This window comes from Carnobacterium alterfunditum DSM 5972, from assembly GCF_000744115.1.
Lineage (GTDB): Bacteria > Bacillota > Bacilli > Lactobacillales > Carnobacteriaceae > Carnobacterium_B > Carnobacterium_B alterfunditum.
This window is the reverse complement of the sequence record NZ_JQLG01000004.1, coordinates 1,921,209-1,939,967: the sequence shown is the minus strand read 5'-3', so window position 1 is coordinate 1,939,967 and position 18,759 is coordinate 1,921,209. Positions and strand designations below refer to the sequence as shown.

Sequence of the window (18,759 nt, the reverse complement as noted above, 5' to 3'; positions counted from 1 at the left end):
AATACAATGAAATCGATTACAAGGTAATTATAACGCAGCATTTTTCATTTTGCAAGGGGATACTTTTCTTTAATAGAGCCGTTCTTGTAAAAAAAACATTTAAAGAGCAGAAAAATTTCCAATGAATTCACGATAAGCTTTAGCTTCATTCAGTGATACAGAATTACTGTTATCCAATTTAGAATCTAAAATATCTTCTAATGAAATGGAAACTTTGTTAAGGAATGTTGCATTCCCAATTAGATCCATCCAGTAAGTTCCATCTTCATGTTTATGAACAATCGTTTGGACCATCCCACCAGGATTGGTCACTTGAATTTTTTCTTCGATCATACCACCTTTTAACAATACGTACATTAGACTACTAGCTGCCATTGCTGTTCCACAAGCATTTGTAAAACCTACACCTCTTTCAAATGTACGAACAAATATTTCTTGTTTACCTAGCTCTTCTACAAAACTGATATTTACTCCATCAGGGAAATAAGGGTTTTTACCATTTAAGTACTTTGCAAGTTTTTCAAACTGTAGGCTAGTTAATGTCCCATGATCAACGAAACTAATCAAATGAGGGTTTGGCACTGCTACTGCTGAAAACTTCAAACCAGGCGCTAAATCAGCCAATTCTTGATCAATAAAATTTTCTGATTTCCAATTAAATGGTAATTTTTCTACATTAAAGGATACAGGAGAAATCTCAACTTGAAAGGTTTGAATATTTTTCCCTATCTCTTCTGCTTTTTTCACCTGTAAATCAGCGTGCATTGTTTCAATAACAAATTCATCTAATTTTTTCTTTTCAGAAAGATAGCGCGCAACCGTTCGCAAGCCATTTCCGCACATACTAGCTTCACTACCGTCATTATTGATTACTCGCATGCTTTCACCCGACTCCTTGCGCTTAGCTGTCCCTACTAATAGGACACCGTCAGCCCCCTTAAGTAGTCCAGTATTACGATCTGTAATGATTTTCGTTAGAGATACTAGTTCATCTTGTGTCAACGGTCTTTCAAGCAGTGTTTCATCTAAAATAAAGAATTCATTCTCTGATCCATGAACCTTGATCAATTCTAATTGCATTGTGCTGTACCTCCTATTTTTTCTTTAATATATTTTACCATTTCATTTATAAAATACAATGAAAAATGCATCCAAAGATCAACCTTTGGATGCATTTTTGTCAATTATTTTCTTCTGTTTCAGGAATTAAAGCTTCTGGAAAATGTTTTTCAACAATTGCTGCACAACGAGCACAAAGAGTTGGTGTCTGTTCATTAGATCCAACTTCTTCTTTAATAGCACGACATCTTTCGCAAGTTTCTCCATGAGCATGTTCGACTACAACAGCCACCGATTCAGAACGGATAGCGTTAATTGGCGCATCATCGATCGATTCTGCTATTTCTAGATCTGAAACGATCAATAATTGAGCTAAATTACTATTCAACGAAACAAATAGGTCTTTTGTTTGTTCCGTAGGATAAAGCGTAACTTTTGCTTCAAAAGATTTTCCAATAATTTTTTGATTACGCGCTTCTTCGAGTGCTTTTTGAACAACGACACGAATTTCCATAAACGCATTCCAAATATTCAACAGTTCTGTTTCATTTTCGTAGTTATCAAAAGCTGGTATATCCGTTAATTGAACAAATTCTTCTGGTTCACTTAAGAATGACCATATTTCTTCAGCTGTATGTGGAAGAATTGGAGTCAATAATTTTGTGATTTTTACTAGAACTTCATAGAAGACCGTTTGCATAGCACGTCGTTCGTAAGCATCTTCAGCTTCGATATAAACGACATCTTTAGCAAAATCCAAGTAAAATTGTGATAAATCGACGGTACAAAAGTTGTTGATCAATTGATAAATAGAAGAGAATTCATATTTCTCATAATGGCCTTCTACTTTTTCTACTAATTGGTTCAAACGAACCATCAGATATTTATCAACAGAACGCAAGTCTTCAAATGCAACTTTATTTTCTGAAGGGTCATAATCAGTAGTATTAGATAATAAGAAGCGCATTGTATTACGAATTTTACGATAAACTTCAGAAACTTGTTTTAGAATTTCATCACTGACACGTACATCAGCTTGAGTATCTACACTAGAAACCCATAGACGTATGATATCTGCTCCCATTTGCTTGATCACTTTGCTTGGTGCAATAGTATTGCCAATCGATTTACTCATCTTGCGGCCATCACCATCTAAAACCATTCCTTGAGAGAGAACTGTTTTATAAGGAGCTACTCCATTGATGGCTACACTAGTTGTGATACTTGAATTGAACCATCCACGGTATTGATCTGAACCTTCAAGATACATATCGGCTGGAAAAGTTAAATTTTCTCTTGCTCTTAATACGGCTTCATGAGAAGATCCTGAATCAAACCATACATCCATAATATCGGTTTCTTTTGTAAAAATATTATTTGGACTTGAAGGATGAGTGAATCCTTCTGGCAATAGATCTTTAGCTTCACGCTCAAACCAACTATTTGAGCCAAATTCTCCAAATAAAGCAGCTACGTGTTCGATAGTTTCAGGTGTAATAATCGGCTCTCCGTTTTCACCATAGAAAATAGGTAGTGGAACTCCCCAAGAACGCTGACGTGAGATAACCCAGTCTCCGCGATCACGTACCATGTTGTATAAACGTTGCATCCCCCATTTCTGGACCCATTCAACGCCTTCAACAGCTTCTAAGATATCTCCGCGGAACTTATCAATAGATGCAAACCATTGCGGTGTAGCACGGAAAATAACCGGTTTCTTAGTTCTCCAGTCATGTGGGTAACTATGAGTAAAGAAGTTTAATTTCAATAATGCTCCTTCTTTTTCCAGCCATTCTGTGATCACTTTATTTCCTTTGTCGTAAAAGATACCTTCTAAGCCTGGTGCTTCGTCTGTAAAGCATCCTTTATCATCAATCGGCGATAAAACAGCTAATTTATATTTTTGGCCTACAATGAAATCATCGTCCCCATGTCCTGGAGCCGTATGAACAAGCCCAGTTCCGGCATCAAGCGTAACATGGTCTCCGAGAATCACGAGAGAAGTACGATCATACATTGGATGTTTAGCCGTCATTAATTCTAAATCTTTCCCTTTTAATTCTTTAATGATTTCAAATTTATCCCAGCCAATTTCTTCTGCTACCGTCTCAATTAAATCTTTTGCCAAAACATATTTTTTGCCATCTGCTAGAATAACTGAATAATCATAGTCAGGGTGAACTGCAATTGCAAGATTTGATGGGATCGTCCATGGAGTAGTTGTCCAAATAACAAATGATGTATCTTCATCAATAAGCCCTTTCCCATCAGCTACTTTAAATGCTACATAAATACTAGCTGATTTAACATCTTTGTATTCAATTTCAGCTTCAGCAAGAGCTGATTCACTAGAAGGTGACCAATAAATTGGTTTTAATCCTTTATAGATATAGCCTTTCTCAGCCATTTTTCCAAATACACGAATTTGTGCTTCTTCGTATTCTTTTGTTAATGTTACGTATGGGTGGTCCCATTCGCCAGCAATCCCTAACCGTTTAAAATCTTCTTTTTGTTTATTCACTTGTTCCCAAGCATATTCCTCACATAATTTACGAAATTCGGCAATACTCATTTCTTTACGTTTTACACCTTTATTCGTTAGCGCCTGCTCGATAGGTAATCCATGAGTATCCCAACCTGGAACGTAGGGAGATCTAAAACCAGACATAGACTTGTAGCGAACAATGATATCTTTACTAATTTTATTTAACGCATGACCTATATGAATGTTTCCATTTGCATACGGAGGACCATCATGTAAAACAAATGTCGGTTTGCCTTCATTCATTTTTTGGCGTTGTCCATAAATATCTAATTCTTCCCAATTCTTTTGCCACTCTAATTCGCGAACTGGTAGATTCCCACGCATGGGAAATTTTGTGTTTCCTAATTGTAATGTCTCTTTCATCTTCATCAAATATCGACCCCTTATTTATTAAATTTATCTCTTTCATTCCAAAATGACATGCTCATCATACAACTGAGCTTTATCAATTGCAACTATTCTTAACAATAAAAAAAAAGACTCCATCCCTAGAGGGACGAAATCTTCGTGGTACCACCCAAATTTAGAATAGAAAAGAAATTTCTCCTTTTTCTATTCTCTTAAGTAATTGTATAACGCCAATTAAACGGTTAATTTTACTCTGGTTCAAATTAACACTCATGGAGGATCTTACAAATAGAAGGGACCGTTAGACTTTCACTATTTTCTAACTCGCTTGATTTAGTATTCTATCGTTTTTCTGTTCCATTCACTGATTTACTTGATATGATTTATTTAGGAAATTCAATTGCCTGTAATTTTCCCTCTACTGAAGATTGTTCTTCTTCATGACTATTTGCTGTATCCGTATCGCTAACTACTGTTGCCGTTACCGTTTCATTACTAGATTCAATATCAATATTCGCTGAGTCTTCTTCACTTTTATTAACACTAGATAAAATTTCTTTCAATGTAGGAATATTCAGCGCTTCTTCTTCTATAGGTTTTAATAAATCATCCCATTCAGAATTTTTGACCATTTCTAATTGTGATTCTATCATGATCTGCAAACGTTGTTTAAAGACTCTACTTTGTTTCCTCAATTCGTCTGTTTCCATTGTGATCTTCTTGGCTTTAGAAACGGCTTCATCTAATAAACGATCAGCATTTTTTTCAGCCTCAAGGCCAATAATATTTGCTTCTTTAATGGCATTTTCTTTTAATCTATCTGCTGCATCTTGAGCAACAATGATTGATTTATTTAAAGCATCTTGAAGATTGTTAAAATGCCCTACTTTCTCTTCAGAAAATTGCAATTGTTTTTCTAATTCACGCTTATCTTTTAAAACCATTTCGTAGTCTTTAATGATTTGATCTAAATAATCATTTACTTGATCTTGATCGTAGCCTCGCATCTTGACAGGGAACTCTTTGTTATGTATATCTAAGGGAGTCAACACCATATAAGACACCTCCAATTTTTAAATTTAACGTGCTTTAGTATAAAAATAGCATAAACTTAACTACATGTAAACGAATTGATTATTATTTATGCAAGACGCCTAACTGAAGACGCCATTTATCTTTTTTAGTTTTGCCTTCAATTTCTTGTACTTGTAATCTCCCATATCCACGAACCGAAACAATATCTAATAAACCGATTTCAAAATCAGGCCGATTTAATTCTACCCAATTCAGTTTCACTTTACCCGATTCGATCATTTGTTTAGCTCGTTGTCTAGAGATTTTAAACACACTAGAAACAAGCGTATCTAAACGCATTGATGAAACTGTTTGACTTTCAATCATCCAATTATCTATCGGTAATAAAATTTCTGTATAATTTTTTTCTTCCATTCGAACTGCAACTTTTCCAATACTAATAACTTGTTGCTCAATGTAGCCTTTTGTTGAATTTTCAACAAATACTTGCCAACGTGTTCCGTCCGATATGATATCGCCAAAATAATCTCTTTTCAACCCAGTTGAAAGCAATGTACCTAACACTTTCCCATGCGATAATGAAGCAAATTTGACAGGATATCGTATTTCAAAAATAGTTATCTCAAAGTCTTCTTGCTTTGGTGTGAAATATGTAGGACAGATAAAAGCTCTCACTCTCTCTGCCGCTTCATACCCTCCAAAAGAATGAATATTGATTTCATTATTTTTTCCAACTATCGTTTTTACGATATGCAATTGGCGAGGATCTAAAAAATTGGTTAAATAAGGAGTGTATTGGTCTTCTACACTTCTTATCCATCCTATAACGTTATCAATAAAGGGTTGTTCTTCTTTTCTAAAATGTTGATAAACATTTTCAATCATAAGAAAAACACCTCCTTCACTTAATAGATAATCCTTATGATCAGTTGGAATAATGAAAATAAACCACTTTTAGCTAAATTCAAGACGACCAATGCAACAATTCCCGAAAAATTGATCATACCGATTGGTGGGATAAATCTTCTGAAGAAATTTAAATATGGCTCACAAACCGTTGCTAATATTTGGCCAAACTTAGATTGATAAGCCCCAGGAAACCAAGACATTAGGATATAAACTATAATTAGTGTGGAATATATATCCAAACCTCTAGAAAGTACTGTATATAGTATTGATATAAAATTAGCCACTATCCGTTTTTCCTCTTTTCTTTAATAAAAATTTTTTTCTTGCATTACATCTGGTGAAACACCATCAATTTCAACATTTTTAGGTGTACATAAGAAAATTTCTTCTCCGACCCGTTGAATATCTCCACTTATCGCATAGATCGTACCTGTTAAGAAATCGACGATTCTTTTAGCTTGATCTTCTTCAATACGAGTAAAATTTAAAATTACAGATTGATTACTAAGCAAAAGATCAGCTATTTCTTGAACTTCAGAGTAAACTCTAGGTTCAAATACAACGATTTTTGATTGGTAAGCATTTTCCGGATTTTTCATTGATACAACTTTATTGGTTGTTGCTGGTTCGCGACGTGTATTAAAGGATTTTCGATTTTCTACTTCACGTTTTTCTTCATTTTTTTTAGCTTTAGCTAAAAACTTTTCATTATTATTTGTTGCTTTTTCTGACTCAAACTCTTCTTCATCATTTAAACCAAAAAATTGAGTAAAATTATTTAACATGCCCATTTAAAGTCCTCCTTTTTAAATCGATTTATATTTCAAAAAATCGATTCTTATTCAAAAAAAGACGTTCCAATTCGAACAAAAGTTGCTCCTTCTTCAACAGCTATTGTGTAATCTTTACTCATTCCCATACTGAGTTCAGTACAAGGTGCGTAGGGTAGGGCCTTATCTTTGATTGATTCTTGTAATTTTTTTAACTGAGCAAAAGCAGAACGGATAACTGCTTCCTCCGCATTTAATGGTGCCATAGTCATTAGACCTACTATTTTTATTTTTGAGAACTGCGAAAGACTATTTATAAAATCATCAAGTTGATCCGGGCTTACTCCGCTTTTTGTTTCTTCACCAGTAACATTAACTTGAATAAAACATGAGACAACATTAAGTGCTCTCTTTTCAATCTCTTCAGCTAAAGGCAAGCGATCAAGAGCGTGAAAGTAATCAATTTTATTGATTACTTTTTTCACTTTTCTTGTTTGCAGATTTCCGATAAAATGCCAAACCAGCCGTTTATCGTTTAGCTCTTTTTGCTTTAATTCTAAACCTTCAGGGCGATTTTCAGCAAGATGCATATAACCTTCTTCAATTGCAGCCATAGCTTGTTCACTAGAAACCTTTTTGGTCACTACAATGACTTGGACATCAGATCGTTTTCGACTGGATGCTTCCAATGAAAGATTCAACATTTGCTCGATTTTTTGGCTATTTACTTTTACCGAATTCATTTTTATTTACGGCGTCTTCTAAAGAATGGTGGAGTATCAAGATTATCATCATCTTGACGCTTATCTTGTTCTTGTTTTTCTTCTCGTTTAAAAATATCAAATTCTGGTTTTTCATTTTGTTGATTTAAACCATTTATTTGAGCTTTAACTCTTTGATCACGCGAACTAGGTTCGCGACGGATATCCCAATCGCCAAAAGGATCTTTTGTTTGCTCTGATTGTGCAGCTGAATTTTCAAGCATATTTCGTTGTGCAGAACCATTTCTACTTCTTTCATTTGATTGTGGTTTTGCTTCTTTTGCTTTACCTGTATCAATACCTGTTGCAATAACTGTTACGATAACGTCATCACCTAAATTTTCGTTGATAGAAGTACCGAAAATAATATTCACTTCTGTAGTAGATGCTGCTGAAACGATATCTGATGCGTCTTGTGCTTCAAATAATGTCAAATCAGATCCACCGGTAATATTTAATAATACCGATTCTGCTCCGTCTATAGAAACTTCTAACAGTGGAGAAGAAATAGCTTTTTTAGTCGCTTCAACAGTACGATTTTCACCGCTAGCCATACCAATACCCATCAATGCTGAACCTTGATTTTCCATCACTGTTTTTACGTCAGCAAAATCTAAGTTTACATATCCTGGTGCTGTAATTAAATCTGAAATCCCTTGTACACCTTGTCGTAAAACATTATCAGCTTCATGAAATGCTTCAAGCATTGGCGTTTTCTTATCAACCATTTCTAGTAAACGATTGTTAGAAATAATAACTAAGGTATCTACGTGCTCTTTCATTTGAGCTACACCTTCTGCAGCGAAACGTCCACGTTTAGGTCCTTCAAAAGTAAAAGGTCTTGTAATTACCCCAACGGTCAAAGCTCCTTGTTCTTTAGCAATACGGGCAACAATTGGTGCTGCTCCAGTACCTGTTCCGCCACCCATACCAGCAGTCACAAAAATCATATCTGCTCCACGCAAGGCTTCAGCAATTTGTTCTTCACTTTCTTCTGCTGCTTTGCGTCCGATTTCAGGATTTGCTCCTGCTCCTAGTCCACGAGTCAATTTTGGTCCAAGTTGAATTTTAACTTCGGCATTTGAGCCTGCTAATGCTTGCAAGTCTGTGTTTACTACAATAAATTCTACACCCTGTACATTTTCATCGATCATACGGTTAACCGCGTTGTTACCTGCTCCACCAACACCTATTACTTTAATTATTGCTCCATTAGCTGGATTTGTATCAAATTCTAAGTCCATTCCATTTCCTCCTACTACAATTTGAATGCATTTATTTAATCAAAAAAATTTGAAATAAAGCTTTTTGCTTTATTTCCCCATTTTTCTTCTTTTTTCTTTTCTTTTCTTACAGTCTTTTCTTTTTCAACTTCTAAAGGACTTACCTCGTTGTATTCTGATGGGTATTCTGATTTAAAATTAGACGAACTGTTTTCTTTGTTCATGATACCCAATTGGTATTTTTTAACGATTTGATGAATTTCATCTAAGTTGGCTTCATTTTGGATCAGTCCTATCCCGGTAGTAAACGTTGGATAACGCATACCCATCTGATTAGGTATATAAAGTTTCACTGGAATCTCAAAAACATCTTCAGCTAACTCCACTATACCTGGTAAAGCCGCAGCTCCACCAGTTAAGATAACTCCACCGGGTAATTCTCTTGCTCCTACTTTATCCAACTCATTTTTAATTTTTTCAAAAATTTGAACTAATCGAGCTTCTATGATTTCTGACAAATAGCGTTCATCTACTTTTACCGGTTGACTTTTACCTATCACTTCTACTGGGAATTTTTCTTCTTGAGATGTTTCTTCAGGTATAGCGTAACCATAATCTCGTTTAATTCTTTCTGCATTTTCAATGGTGGTATTTAAAACAACAGAGATATCTTTCGTTACATAATCTCCACCTTCTTGATCTACATAAGTGTATTTCAATTGATGATCATGCATAACTGAAGCTGTCGTTTGTCCGCCACCCATATCAACTAATATTGTACCAAAATCTCTTTCACCGCTAGACATAGCTACACTACTTGCTGCTAAAGGTTGCATAACAATATTTTGGATTTGTAGACCCGCTTTTTCTACACAACGCTTTGTATTATGAATGATGGTTTTAGGCCCAGTCAACATCACAGCATGCATTTCCAAACGAACACCAATCATTCCTCTTGGATCTTTGATTCCATCAAAACCGTCTACGATAAACTCTTCAGGTAAGATAGTTAAAATTTCTCTTTCTGGCGGTACCGATTTTACCATTGCAGCTGCCAAAACATTTTGAACATCTTCTTCAGTAATTTCACGATTTTCCCCAGCTACTGCTATCATTCCATGGCAAGATTCTATTTCAACAGAATTACTTGGAACACCTACAATAACATTGTGAATATCTACATTTGCTTTTTGTTCTGCTTGTTTAATAGCTTTATTGATTGATTGTACGGTTTTATCAATATCAACGATAATTCCGCGATTTAAACCTTCAGATTTTTCATTCCCTACTCCAATAATATTCATTTCACCATTAATATATTCAGCTACAACTACTTTTATTGAAGTGGTTCCAATATCCAGACTTACATACATTTCAGTATTTCCCATTCATTGAAACCTCCTATATCATAATTTTTTATTAAAACCTATAGTAATGCTAATTTTAACATAAGCATCATCAATTTACGAAGTATTTCAGTATTTTGTTCTATTTATTTACGTGATTTTTTTTATTCTATGTTACTGTGTTTCCTCTTCTAAATTGAGTTCTGCGCTATTTTCATTATTGGTTGTTTTTTCTTCTTCTTTTTCTGCGCCATTTTTTTCCTCACTATATTCAAAAGGGGAAAAATAAGCCCCCACCTCAATATTAAATGTTCCTTTTTGATCACCTATTTTTTTTACCATGTCAGGATAATAAACCATTTTTTCAGCAAAGGAAGGAATTGAAGCAATCACTTCATTGCCATCATTCATATATAGTCTAATAAGATGATCATCAATATCACTAGGTGTATATTCAATTTCTGATATACTATTTTGGATATTCTCATTTAATAATTGATATTGTACGATGATTGTATTTAAAGCTTCATTTTCTTTGAAATTTTTAAATATTGGTGGATTTCCAATGGATATTTTTCTACTTTCATTTACAATTTTCCCATTTTCAAGAATATTAAAGTATCGATTGTTTTCAGCTAAATAAGCGACTGTTTGGTGCTCTTCAATTTTTATAGTGTAATCATTTAACCCACTAAAATTTATCTCCACGGCTTTAACTTGCGGCAATTCAGAAAAAACTTTTTTTGAGATTTCTTTTCTTTCAAAGAAAACCCCCCAGAAGTCGTCTCCAGATTTGATTTGGCTGACGTCAATTACCTCTTGGTCCGCTACTTCTTTTGTGCCGCTAACCGAAACAATATCAACTTTGCTTAATGAACTTATGAAATATACGACTACTAAAATTGCAAATGAAAATAATAAAATTAGTGTGATCAATCTTGTAGTGAGTTTTTTTTGACGTTGCTTTTTTAAATTTTGTAAAGTATTTTCAAATGATTTTGATTTTTCATCTGATTGATTTTTCATTTTTTTAATTCGAAACTGTTGATCACCGGTTGATTTATTTTTTATCTTTGCACTTTTTTTCAAGGAAGAAAGGTGCAATTTAAACTGCTTTTTTTGTTTCTTATTTTCTTTTTTCATGCACCTATCCTCCTTAATAAAAGTCATTTTTTCATAATCTCGTTTATTACTTCGATTAATCGATCTGAAGCATCTGGCATACCAATTTTTTTAGCATTTTCTGCCATCTCTTGACGCTTATTTGGATCCAACATCAATTCATCCAGTGTTTCGACTAATTTTTCACCCGTTAATTCAGATTCTTTAAGCAGCATTGCGGCATGTTTATTCACTAGACTTTCTGCATTTTTCGTTTGATGATCGTTCGTAACATAAGGACTAGGGATCAAAATACTTGGTAATCCTAACGCTGTAAGTTCTGCCAAGGTTGTAGCACCACTTCTTGAAACAACTAATGAAGCCGTTGAAAAAACTTCTGGCATATTAGGGATGTAAGACACTACTGAGACATTAAACTTATCATTTTTTATTTTAATCAACTGGTTTTGGATGGCTTCATAATGAACATCCCCTGTTGCCATCAATACTTGATAGTTTTTGGTAGCTAACATAGGTAAAGCTTCAATAAAGGCCTCATTGATTTTTTTTGCTCCCCTGCTTCCACCAAAAATTACAACAGTCGGTTTTTTAGAATCTAAATTATATTCTTCTAAAGCTGCTTTTTTTTGTACATTGCTCACTTCTTGTGCTCTAGGATTACCAGTAAAACAAATTTTAGCTGGATATTTAGCGAAGTCTTTTTTTACTTCTTCAAAACAAATGGCAATTTTGGTCACATAACGTGAAAGAAATTTATTTGTTATACCCGCAACGCTATTCTGTTCATGTATGATACTAGGGATTCCTAATTTTGATGCAGCATAAACTACGGGGGCACATACATAACCGCCTGTTCCAATAACAATATCAGGCTGGTATTTTTTAACGATTTTTTTAGCTTGTTTGATACTGCTGATAAACATTCGAATCGTTTTGAAAGTATCAAGCGACAATGAGCGCTTAAATCCTTTTATTTCTACAGAAGCAAAAGGAATATTATAGTCTTTTACAATTTTGCTTTCTAAACCTTTTTCAGTTCCAACATACAAAAACTCGGCTGTTGGGTCAACTTCTTGTATACGACGCATTAGTGCGAGTGCTGGATAGACATGCCCTCCAGTACCGCCACCTGATAATAATATTTTCATTAGTTGTCAGACCAGTCGGTCTATTCCCCCTCTTCTATTGCTTCTTCTACTAATTGCTCAACGGAATGAATAAAAGCATCTCCACGAACCTCAAAACTTCGGTATTGATCCCAGCTGGCACAAGCCGGAGATAATAAGATGACATCATTCGGTTCGCTTAAAGCATAAGCTGCAGATACAGCTGCTTCAACATTCTGAACTGAAATAATAGTTGGTATTTCAGCTTTTTCACCTATCTCATTCAACTTCATTGCTGTTTCTCCAAAAACAATAAGCGCTTTTACTTTCCCACTCATAGATGGAATCAACTCATCAAAATTGTTTCCTCGGTCTAAACCGCCAGCTAATAAAATAACTGGTGCATCAAAACCTTTCAAGGCGCTCTCTGTTGCTAAAATATTGGTTGCTTTTGAATCATTATAAAAACGTCTTTCTTTAAATTCTGTTACAAATTGGGTACGGTGTTTTACACCGGTGAACTTTTCTAAACTTGCCCGAATAATACCATTCTTTTGATTCAATAATTTAGCAACAGCAATTGCTGCCATGGCATTCTCAACATTATGGTCCCCAGGAATCAAGATATTTTCTTTAGCCATGACAGGCTCGCCTTGGTAATAAATAACATCATCTTGAAGATACACTCCATCATTTAAAATTTCTTTCCTTGAAAAAGGAATGATAATGGCTTTACTCTTTTTAGACAACTCTCTTAACTCAGGTTGATCCCAATTGACAATTAAGTAATCTTCTTCAGTTTGATTTTTTGTAATATTCATTTTAGCTGCTACATATTCTTCTCTTGTTCCATGATAATCTAAATGAGCAGAATAAATATTCGTGATCACTGCAATATGTGGTTTCAATTCAGTGATACCCATTAACTGAAAACTAGACAATTCCATGATGATCTCATCATCTGATGTTGCTTTTTGAGCCACTAGACTGGCAGGTGTACCAATATTTCCAGCTACATATGCCTGGCCTCTAGAACGTTCTGCATTTAGCAACTCAGCAATCATAGTTGTAGTCGTCGTTTTCCCATTTGTACCTGTGATCCCGATGACCATACTTTCGGCCACTTCGTAAGCTAATTCGACTTCAGTAATGACAGGTATATTTTTTTCTTTAGCTCTTATAATGATAGGATTATTGTACATAATGCCTGGATTCTTCACGACCCATTCAAAATCTTCATCTAATAATTCAACAGGATGTCCACCCGTGACAACTCGTATACCGGACTCTAACAATTCTTGTGCCTGAGGATTTTCATCGAATTTTTTATAATCATTAACTGTTACTAATGCCCCTAAAGAATGAAGTAATTTTGCTGCATTCACTCCACTTAAAGCTAAACCTAAAACCAATACTTTTTTATTTTCATAGCGTTTTATTTTTTTCATTTATAGACCTCTTTTTCTTAAAAATAAGGAAGATTTCAAATTTAATAAGTAGTTATATTCTTTTAGTAAGCATTATAGGATCATGAATAGACTAGCTACTGCAGCTATTAATCCAATAGCCCAAAAAGTTAAAACAACACGCCATTCACTCCATCCGCTCATTTCAAAATGATGGTGAATAGGGCTCATTTTAAATACTCTTTTACCTCTCAATTTAAAAGAAGTCACTTGGATCATAACACTAGCTGTTTCCACAACAAAGATAAAACCAATCAGAAGAAGTGACCATTCTTGGTGCAGTAAAATTGAGATTGCTGCTAAACCACCGCCTAAAGCTAATGAACCAACATCGCCCATGAATATTTTTGCAGGTTTTTTATTAAAAAAGAAAAAGCCGATCAAACCGCCAACTATAGTTAAACAAATGATCAAAATATCTATTTGTTCTTGATTCCAAGCGATGATTGCATATGCACCATATGCAATACTTGCTGTTCCAGCTACTAATCCATCCAAACCATCTGTCAGGTTAACGGCATTTGAAAAGCCGACTAGCCAAAAAATAATAAACAACCCATAAAACCATCCTATGTCAACTATACCTAGAAAGGGAAAGACTAGTTCGGTCGGAAGTCCATCATAACGGTAAGCAACAAAGAAGAGCAGCCCACCGAATATTTGGCCTATTAATTTTTGTTTAGAAGTTAATCCAAGATTTCTCTTTTTAAATACTTTTATGAAGTCATCTAAAAATCCAAGCAATCCATAAAGAATTAAGATGAATAACGACAAACCAATACCTAATGTAAGGACATCTTGCCATATAGCTACCCAGATAGTCGAAATAATGGCAGCTACTAGAAAAACGATCCCTCCCATAGTTGGAGTTCCTGTTTTTATCTCATGCCATTTAGGACCTTCATCTCTAGTCGTTTGGCCTAATTGTTTTGTTCTAAAAAATCCAATTACGATTGGCATTGCCATAATGGTTAAGGCAAATCCACTCACAATTGCAATTACCATTTCTGTCCATTGCATTATTTCCCGCTCCTAATTATCGTTGTTTTTTATTTCTATTGCCCGTTTAGCTTCTTCAACATCATCAAAATGAATTTTTTTAGTGCCGATAATTTGGTAATTTTCATGACCTTTTCCAGCAATCAATACAATATCATTTGTTTTTGCTTGTTTTATAGCAGCTTGAATAGCTTCTCTTCTATCAGGAATCAATTGATAAGTTTCCTCTTTCAATCCTTCGACCATTTCATCTAATATTGCAATTGGATCTTCAGTCCTCGGATTATCAGCTGTAAAGATAACCGTATCTGAATTTTTTTGCGCAATTTCAGCCATTATTGGTCGTTTAGTACGATCGCGGTCTCCACCACATCCAACTACACAAAAGACGTTACCTGTTTTAATTTCATTTACTGCATTTAAAACATTTAATAAACCATCTGGTGTATGTGCATAGTCAACGATCACAGCAAAGTCCTGATCGCCTTTAACTAGTTCAAAACGACCTCTCACACCACTTATTTCGCCGATAGACTGAATAACAGAAGACACCTCAAGGCCTGCAGCATAAGCTCCAGCAATTGCCGCTAGAGCATTTGATACATTAAACTTGCCAACTAATTGTAACTGTACTTCATATACCCGATTTTCAAAATTTAAATTAAACCGTGTTCCTTTATTTGTGATACTCAGATCAGTTGCCTTAAAATCAGCTGGTTGATCGATTCCGTATGAGAATACCCGAGCAGCTGTTTTTTCTTCAAAACTTTTCCCCACCGGATCATCAAAATTTAGAATAGCAAATTTAGCTTTACCTTGTTGATAACCGTTACCTAATTGTGAAAACAAAAGACTTTTAGCTTCAGCATATTTTTCCATAGTATGATGGTATTCTAAGTGATCTTGACTTAAATTAGTAAAAATAGCAATGTCAAAATCAGTACCCCACGCTCTGCCTTGAACCAAAGAATGAGAAGAGACTTCCATAGAACAAGTATTCACACCGCTTTTTTGCATTTCGTATAAGGTTTTTTGTAGAGTGATACTGTCTGGTGTTGTGTTCTTAGTTTCATACACCTCAGAACCAATACGACGATACATTGTTCCAATAACGCCAGTTTTTTCCTTGTGATCGTGAAATATATAATCTAAAAGATGTGTGACAGTTGTTTTTCCGTTTGTACCTGTGACACCGATCACCCGCAAATTTTGACTTGGATACTGATAAAAAGCTGCTGCTAAAATTGCCATAGCCTTCATTGTATTATTTACATAAATAACAGGAACCGTTACCTCGATTGGCTCACTTGCCACTACTAAAACTGCTCCTTTTTGAACAGCTTCTTTCGCAAGATCATGTCCGTTCTGAAGAGCACCAGTAATGCAAATAAAAAGCGAACCTGATTCAACTTCTCTCGTATCTTGAGTAACTTTATTTATTTCCAAATCATTGGAAATTTCCATCGAAATTTCTGTTGTTTTTAATGGTTTGATCAATTCAATTGCTTTCACTATTTTCACCTTTTTCTATTCTTATGGTGTTTCTAATCCTATAGTAATTTTATCTGCATCATGCATATTTGCATTTGGTTCCAGGCTTTGGGTCTCTACATAGCCTTCACCTTCAAATGTGAATTCTAATCCCGTTATCTCAGAAACCTTCAAAACATCATTTTTAGACCATCCCATCATATCAGGCATCGTCATTGCACCATTCGTCATCAAAACGACACGTTGATTCTCAATAGTTGTTTTGTTTGGTAATGGCAATTGCTGTACTATTGTATCACCATTTCCCACAACGGTCACATTTAACTGAGTATCTTCTAATATTTTAAGAGCCTCTTCTTTTGTTGTTCCCGTAACTTTTGGCATTTCTACAGCATTTATTTCAGCATCTTCCTCTTCACCCAAAGATAAATATTCTAATGCTCGTTTCATAATAGGCTGATAGATTTCTTTGACTACTCCACTTCCCGTTGTACTGCCATCCTTAATTTCCGGCTGTTGCACGGTAATGTAAAGAATCACCTTAGGATCATCTGCTGGAGCCATAGCTGCCACTGAGTAAATATAATCAGTTCCACCGCTATAATACTGTTTTGTTTCAGGATTAACAATCTCTGCCGTTCCAGTTTTTGCGGCAATCTCGTAACCATCAATTTGATAGCCTACTCCGGTACCATTTTCATTATAAACGACCTCTTTTAAATACTCTAGTGTTTGATGGGCTACTTCTTCGGTAATTGGTTCGCCAACTACTTCGGGTTCAACGATTGTTTCTTCACCTGTATCAGAATCAATAAATTTGCTTATATATTGAGGCTTCATCATTTGACCGTCATTTGCAATTGCAGTGAAAGCTTGCAACATTTGGACTGCTGTTACAGTTAATCCTTGTCCAAATGCTGTATTGGCTTGCTCTAAGGGATATTTAAAACCTATTGAACCTTTTGCTTCATTGGCCAATCCTGAATTAGTCGTTTGGCCTAATCCAAAAGCATCCATATACTCTTTCCAAGTTTCTGGACTCATTTTTTCCATTAGGTTAGCGAATGCTACATTACTTGAACGAGCTAAACCTTCTAGATAAGAAATCGTTCCCCAACCTTCTGGATCATGATCATGTATCGGCTCTTTGCCAATCATTTTTACTCCTGATTGATAATAGGCATTTGGATCAAAGACTCCTTCACTGACTGCTGCTGCTAAGGTTATAATCTTCATCGTTGATCCGGGTTCAAAAGTATTTTCGACTAATAAATTTTGCCATAATTGATCGATTCCAACTTTTGTTGTTCCATTAAAAGTTGGCCTTTGCGACGTTGCTATGATAGCTCCCGTTTCCGGATTGATCAAAGTTGCTGTCACCATAGCAGAATTGTATTTTTCATCTATTTCACTCATAACGTTTTCCATATATACTTGCATACGTTTATCTATTGTAAGGTAAATATCATCACCATTTACAGGTTCAGTCGTTTCTACTTCAGAATTGGGAATGACATAACCAAAACTATCTTTTTGGTAGATCGTTTTACCGTCTGTCCCTTTTAGTAAATCATCATAAGCAAGTTCGATCCCCATCATACCGGTTAAATCTGTACTAGAGGCTTCTTCTTCCCCTCCAGAGGGCAATGCTGCATACCCTACTAAATGTGAAGCAAAAATTCCGTTGGGATAAAGTCTTGTAGGTGTTTCTTCAAAGACGATCCCAGACAAATTTTCTTGTTCAATGCTTTTTTTTGTATCAAAGGATAAATTCTTTCCTGCTTCGCCAAACTCAACTTGAGAAAGATTTTTCTGATTTAAAGTAGCTAAAATATCTTTTTTGCTCATCGGAATGAATTTTTCTAATAGTTCAGCTGTTTTTTTCTTATCGACTACATGCTGTGGTTCATCAGGGTTCGACCATTCATCCGTTAAAACCGCTACTAAAGAATAAGAAGTAGCATCCAATGCAACCGATTCTCCCCCAACATCGTATATGGTTCCTCGGTTTGCTTCTAGGATACTACTTCTTGTGTATAGATTATTTAGATTTTGAGACAAATTCTCCCCATTGACTTCACCTTTTACCATTATAAATGCAATTCGTCCCGCAAAAACGGCTAGCAAAAAAATTGTGCCAAAGAATAAAAGTATGGCAACCTTTTTTCTGTTTTTTAGAGGATTTTTATTATTCATTTTATAACATTCCTTACATTTTTTTCATTCATGTCTAAGTCGAATTTATTTGCTATTTCATATACACGATCATAGCGAGATAATTCTTGGACTTCTTGTTCTAAGTTTTCATTAACCGTTGTTGATTCGGTTATAGATGTCACCGTATCTTGTAGCGTACGACTCGTACTGGCAATCGTTATTTCTAATGAAATACTAACGGCAATTAAAGCAAATAAAACGATTAGAATAGTGCTTACGAGTAATTTTTCGCCTTTTGTAATACCTATTCTTTTTGTTAAAGGAGTATGTACTTTTTCCTTTTTAGGAGTAGGAGCTGTCTGAGGCTGAAATGGCACTTCGATTTCAAGGTTTCTAGCTAAATTACTTTCCGATGACATATT

16 protein-coding genes are annotated in these 18,759 nt (G+C 35.0%); all 16 read right to left on the bottom strand.

All coding sequences use genetic code 11. The features are described 5' to 3' along the window. Positions 1-99: 99 nt before the first annotated feature. The 16 genes from dapF to ftsL all read right to left on the bottom strand — a co-directional run bounded on the left by dapF (position 100) and on the right by ftsL (position 18,756). Positions 100-1,080, bottom strand: a complete 981-nt coding sequence (gene dapF, locus BR50_RS09590; RefSeq protein WP_034548226.1) for a diaminopimelate epimerase — start codon at positions 1,078-1,080, stop codon at positions 100-102. Positions 1,081-1,180: 100 nt separating this feature from the next. Beyond that, positions 1,181-3,973 (bottom strand): isoleucine--tRNA ligase, encoded by a 2,793-nt coding sequence (ileS, locus tag BR50_RS09585; protein ID WP_034548224.1) that lies wholly within the window; start codon positions 3,971-3,973, stop codon positions 1,181-1,183. 362 nt (positions 3,974-4,335) lie between these two features. Further along, the gene (locus BR50_RS09580; protein ID WP_034548222.1) at positions 4,336-5,007 is read right to left on the bottom strand and encodes a DivIVA domain-containing protein; all 672 of its coding nucleotides are present in this window, start codon (positions 5,005-5,007) and stop codon (positions 4,336-4,338) included. An 82-nt stretch (positions 5,008-5,089) separates the two neighbouring features. Continuing rightward, positions 5,090-5,872, bottom strand: a complete 783-nt coding sequence (locus tag BR50_RS09575) for a YlmH family RNA-binding protein (protein WP_034548219.1) — start codon at positions 5,870-5,872, stop codon at positions 5,090-5,092. A 20-nt stretch (positions 5,873-5,892) separates the two neighbouring features. After that, on the bottom strand, positions 5,893-6,180 hold the full coding sequence (locus BR50_RS12650) for a YggT family protein (protein ID WP_211249831.1): 288 nt from the start codon (positions 6,178-6,180) through the stop codon (positions 5,893-5,895). Between the two features lie 21 nt (positions 6,181-6,201). Then, the gene (locus tag BR50_RS09570; RefSeq protein WP_034548218.1) at positions 6,202-6,687 is read right to left on the bottom strand and encodes a cell division protein SepF; all 486 of its coding nucleotides are present in this window, start codon (positions 6,685-6,687) and stop codon (positions 6,202-6,204) included. Positions 6,688-6,734: 47 nt separating this feature from the next. Beyond that, the gene (locus tag BR50_RS09565) at positions 6,735-7,409 is read right to left on the bottom strand and encodes a YggS family pyridoxal phosphate-dependent enzyme (RefSeq protein WP_034548216.1); all 675 of its coding nucleotides are present in this window, start codon (positions 7,407-7,409) and stop codon (positions 6,735-6,737) included. A gap of 2 nt (positions 7,410-7,411) precedes the next feature. Further along, complete coding sequence (gene ftsZ, locus BR50_RS09560; protein WP_034548214.1) at positions 7,412-8,671, bottom strand: cell division protein FtsZ; 1,260 nt, start codon at positions 8,669-8,671, stop codon at positions 7,412-7,414. Positions 8,672-8,706: 35 nt separating this feature from the next. Continuing rightward, positions 8,707-10,038 (bottom strand): cell division protein FtsA, encoded by a 1,332-nt coding sequence (gene ftsA / locus BR50_RS09555; RefSeq protein WP_034548212.1) that lies wholly within the window; start codon positions 10,036-10,038, stop codon positions 8,707-8,709. A 132-nt stretch (positions 10,039-10,170) separates the two neighbouring features. Then, positions 10,171-11,139, bottom strand: coding sequence for a cell division protein FtsQ/DivIB (locus BR50_RS09550; protein ID WP_034548210.1), 969 nt, complete (start codon positions 11,137-11,139; stop codon positions 10,171-10,173). A gap of 23 nt (positions 11,140-11,162) precedes the next feature. Next, on the bottom strand, positions 11,163-12,266 hold the full coding sequence (murG, locus tag BR50_RS09545) for an undecaprenyldiphospho-muramoylpentapeptide beta-N-acetylglucosaminyltransferase (protein WP_034548207.1): 1,104 nt from the start codon (positions 12,264-12,266) through the stop codon (positions 11,163-11,165). Between the two features lie 20 nt (positions 12,267-12,286). Beyond that, positions 12,287-13,672 (bottom strand): UDP-N-acetylmuramoyl-L-alanine--D-glutamate ligase, encoded by a 1,386-nt coding sequence (gene murD / locus BR50_RS09540; protein ID WP_034548204.1) that lies wholly within the window; start codon positions 13,670-13,672, stop codon positions 12,287-12,289. 72 nt (positions 13,673-13,744) lie between these two features. Beyond that, positions 13,745-14,710 (bottom strand): phospho-N-acetylmuramoyl-pentapeptide-transferase, encoded by a 966-nt coding sequence (gene mraY / locus BR50_RS09535; protein WP_034548202.1) that lies wholly within the window; start codon positions 14,708-14,710, stop codon positions 13,745-13,747. Positions 14,711-14,722: 12 nt separating this feature from the next. Continuing rightward, positions 14,723-16,201: a UDP-N-acetylmuramoyl-L-alanyl-D-glutamate--2,6-diaminopimelate ligase gene (locus tag BR50_RS09530; RefSeq protein ID WP_034548199.1), complete on the bottom strand. Its 1,479-nt coding sequence runs from the start codon at positions 16,199-16,201 to the stop codon at positions 14,723-14,725. A 21-nt stretch (positions 16,202-16,222) separates the two neighbouring features. Next, positions 16,223-18,376: a penicillin-binding transpeptidase domain-containing protein gene (locus BR50_RS09525; protein WP_034548198.1), complete on the bottom strand. Its 2,154-nt coding sequence runs from the start codon at positions 18,374-18,376 to the stop codon at positions 16,223-16,225. Continuing rightward, entirely contained in the window at positions 18,373-18,756 is a 384-nt protein-coding gene (ftsL, locus tag BR50_RS09520) for a cell division protein FtsL (protein ID WP_034548196.1), read from the bottom strand. Before ftsL ends, BR50_RS09525 begins: the two co-directional genes overlap by 4 nt. Positions 18,757-18,759: the final 3 nt, after the last annotated feature.

Coding starts and splice junctions, on each gene's coding strand:
- murD (WP_034548204.1), bottom strand. CDS start 13,672: ATGAAAAAAATAAAACGCTATGAAAATAAAAAAGTATTGGTTTTAGGT.
- BR50_RS09570 (WP_034548218.1), bottom strand. CDS start 6,687: ATGGGCATGTTAAATAATTTTACTCAATTTTTTGGTTTAAATGATGAA.
- ileS (WP_034548224.1), bottom strand. CDS start 3,973: ATGAAGATGAAAGAGACATTACAATTAGGAAACACAAAATTTCCCATG.
- ftsL (WP_034548196.1), bottom strand. CDS start 18,756: ATGTCATCGGAAAGTAATTTAGCTAGAAACCTTGAAATCGAAGTGCCA.
- mraY (WP_034548202.1), bottom strand. CDS start 14,710: ATGCAATGGACAGAAATGGTAATTGCAATTGTGAGTGGATTTGCCTTA.
- BR50_RS09550 (WP_034548210.1), bottom strand. CDS start 11,139: ATGAAAAAAGAAAATAAGAAACAAAAAAAGCAGTTTAAATTGCACCTT.
- murG (WP_034548207.1), bottom strand. CDS start 12,266: ATGAAAATATTATTATCAGGTGGCGGTACTGGAGGGCATGTCTATCCA.
- ftsA (WP_034548212.1), bottom strand. CDS start 10,038: ATGGGAAATACTGAAATGTATGTAAGTCTGGATATTGGAACCACTTCA.
- BR50_RS09575 (WP_034548219.1), bottom strand. CDS start 5,872: ATGATTGAAAATGTTTATCAACATTTTAGAAAAGAAGAACAACCCTTT.
- BR50_RS09580 (WP_034548222.1), bottom strand. CDS start 5,007: ATGGTGTTGACTCCCTTAGATATACATAACAAAGAGTTCCCTGTCAAG.
- dapF (WP_034548226.1), bottom strand. CDS start 1,080: ATGCAATTAGAATTGATCAAGGTTCATGGATCAGAGAATGAATTCTTT.
- ftsZ (WP_034548214.1), bottom strand. CDS start 8,671: ATGGACTTAGAATTTGATACAAATCCAGCTAATGGAGCAATAATTAAA.
- BR50_RS09525 (WP_034548198.1), bottom strand. CDS start 18,376: ATGAATAATAAAAATCCTCTAAAAAACAGAAAAAAGGTTGCCATACTT.
- BR50_RS09565 (WP_034548216.1), bottom strand. CDS start 7,409: ATGAATTCGGTAAAAGTAAATAGCCAAAAAATCGAGCAAATGTTGAAT.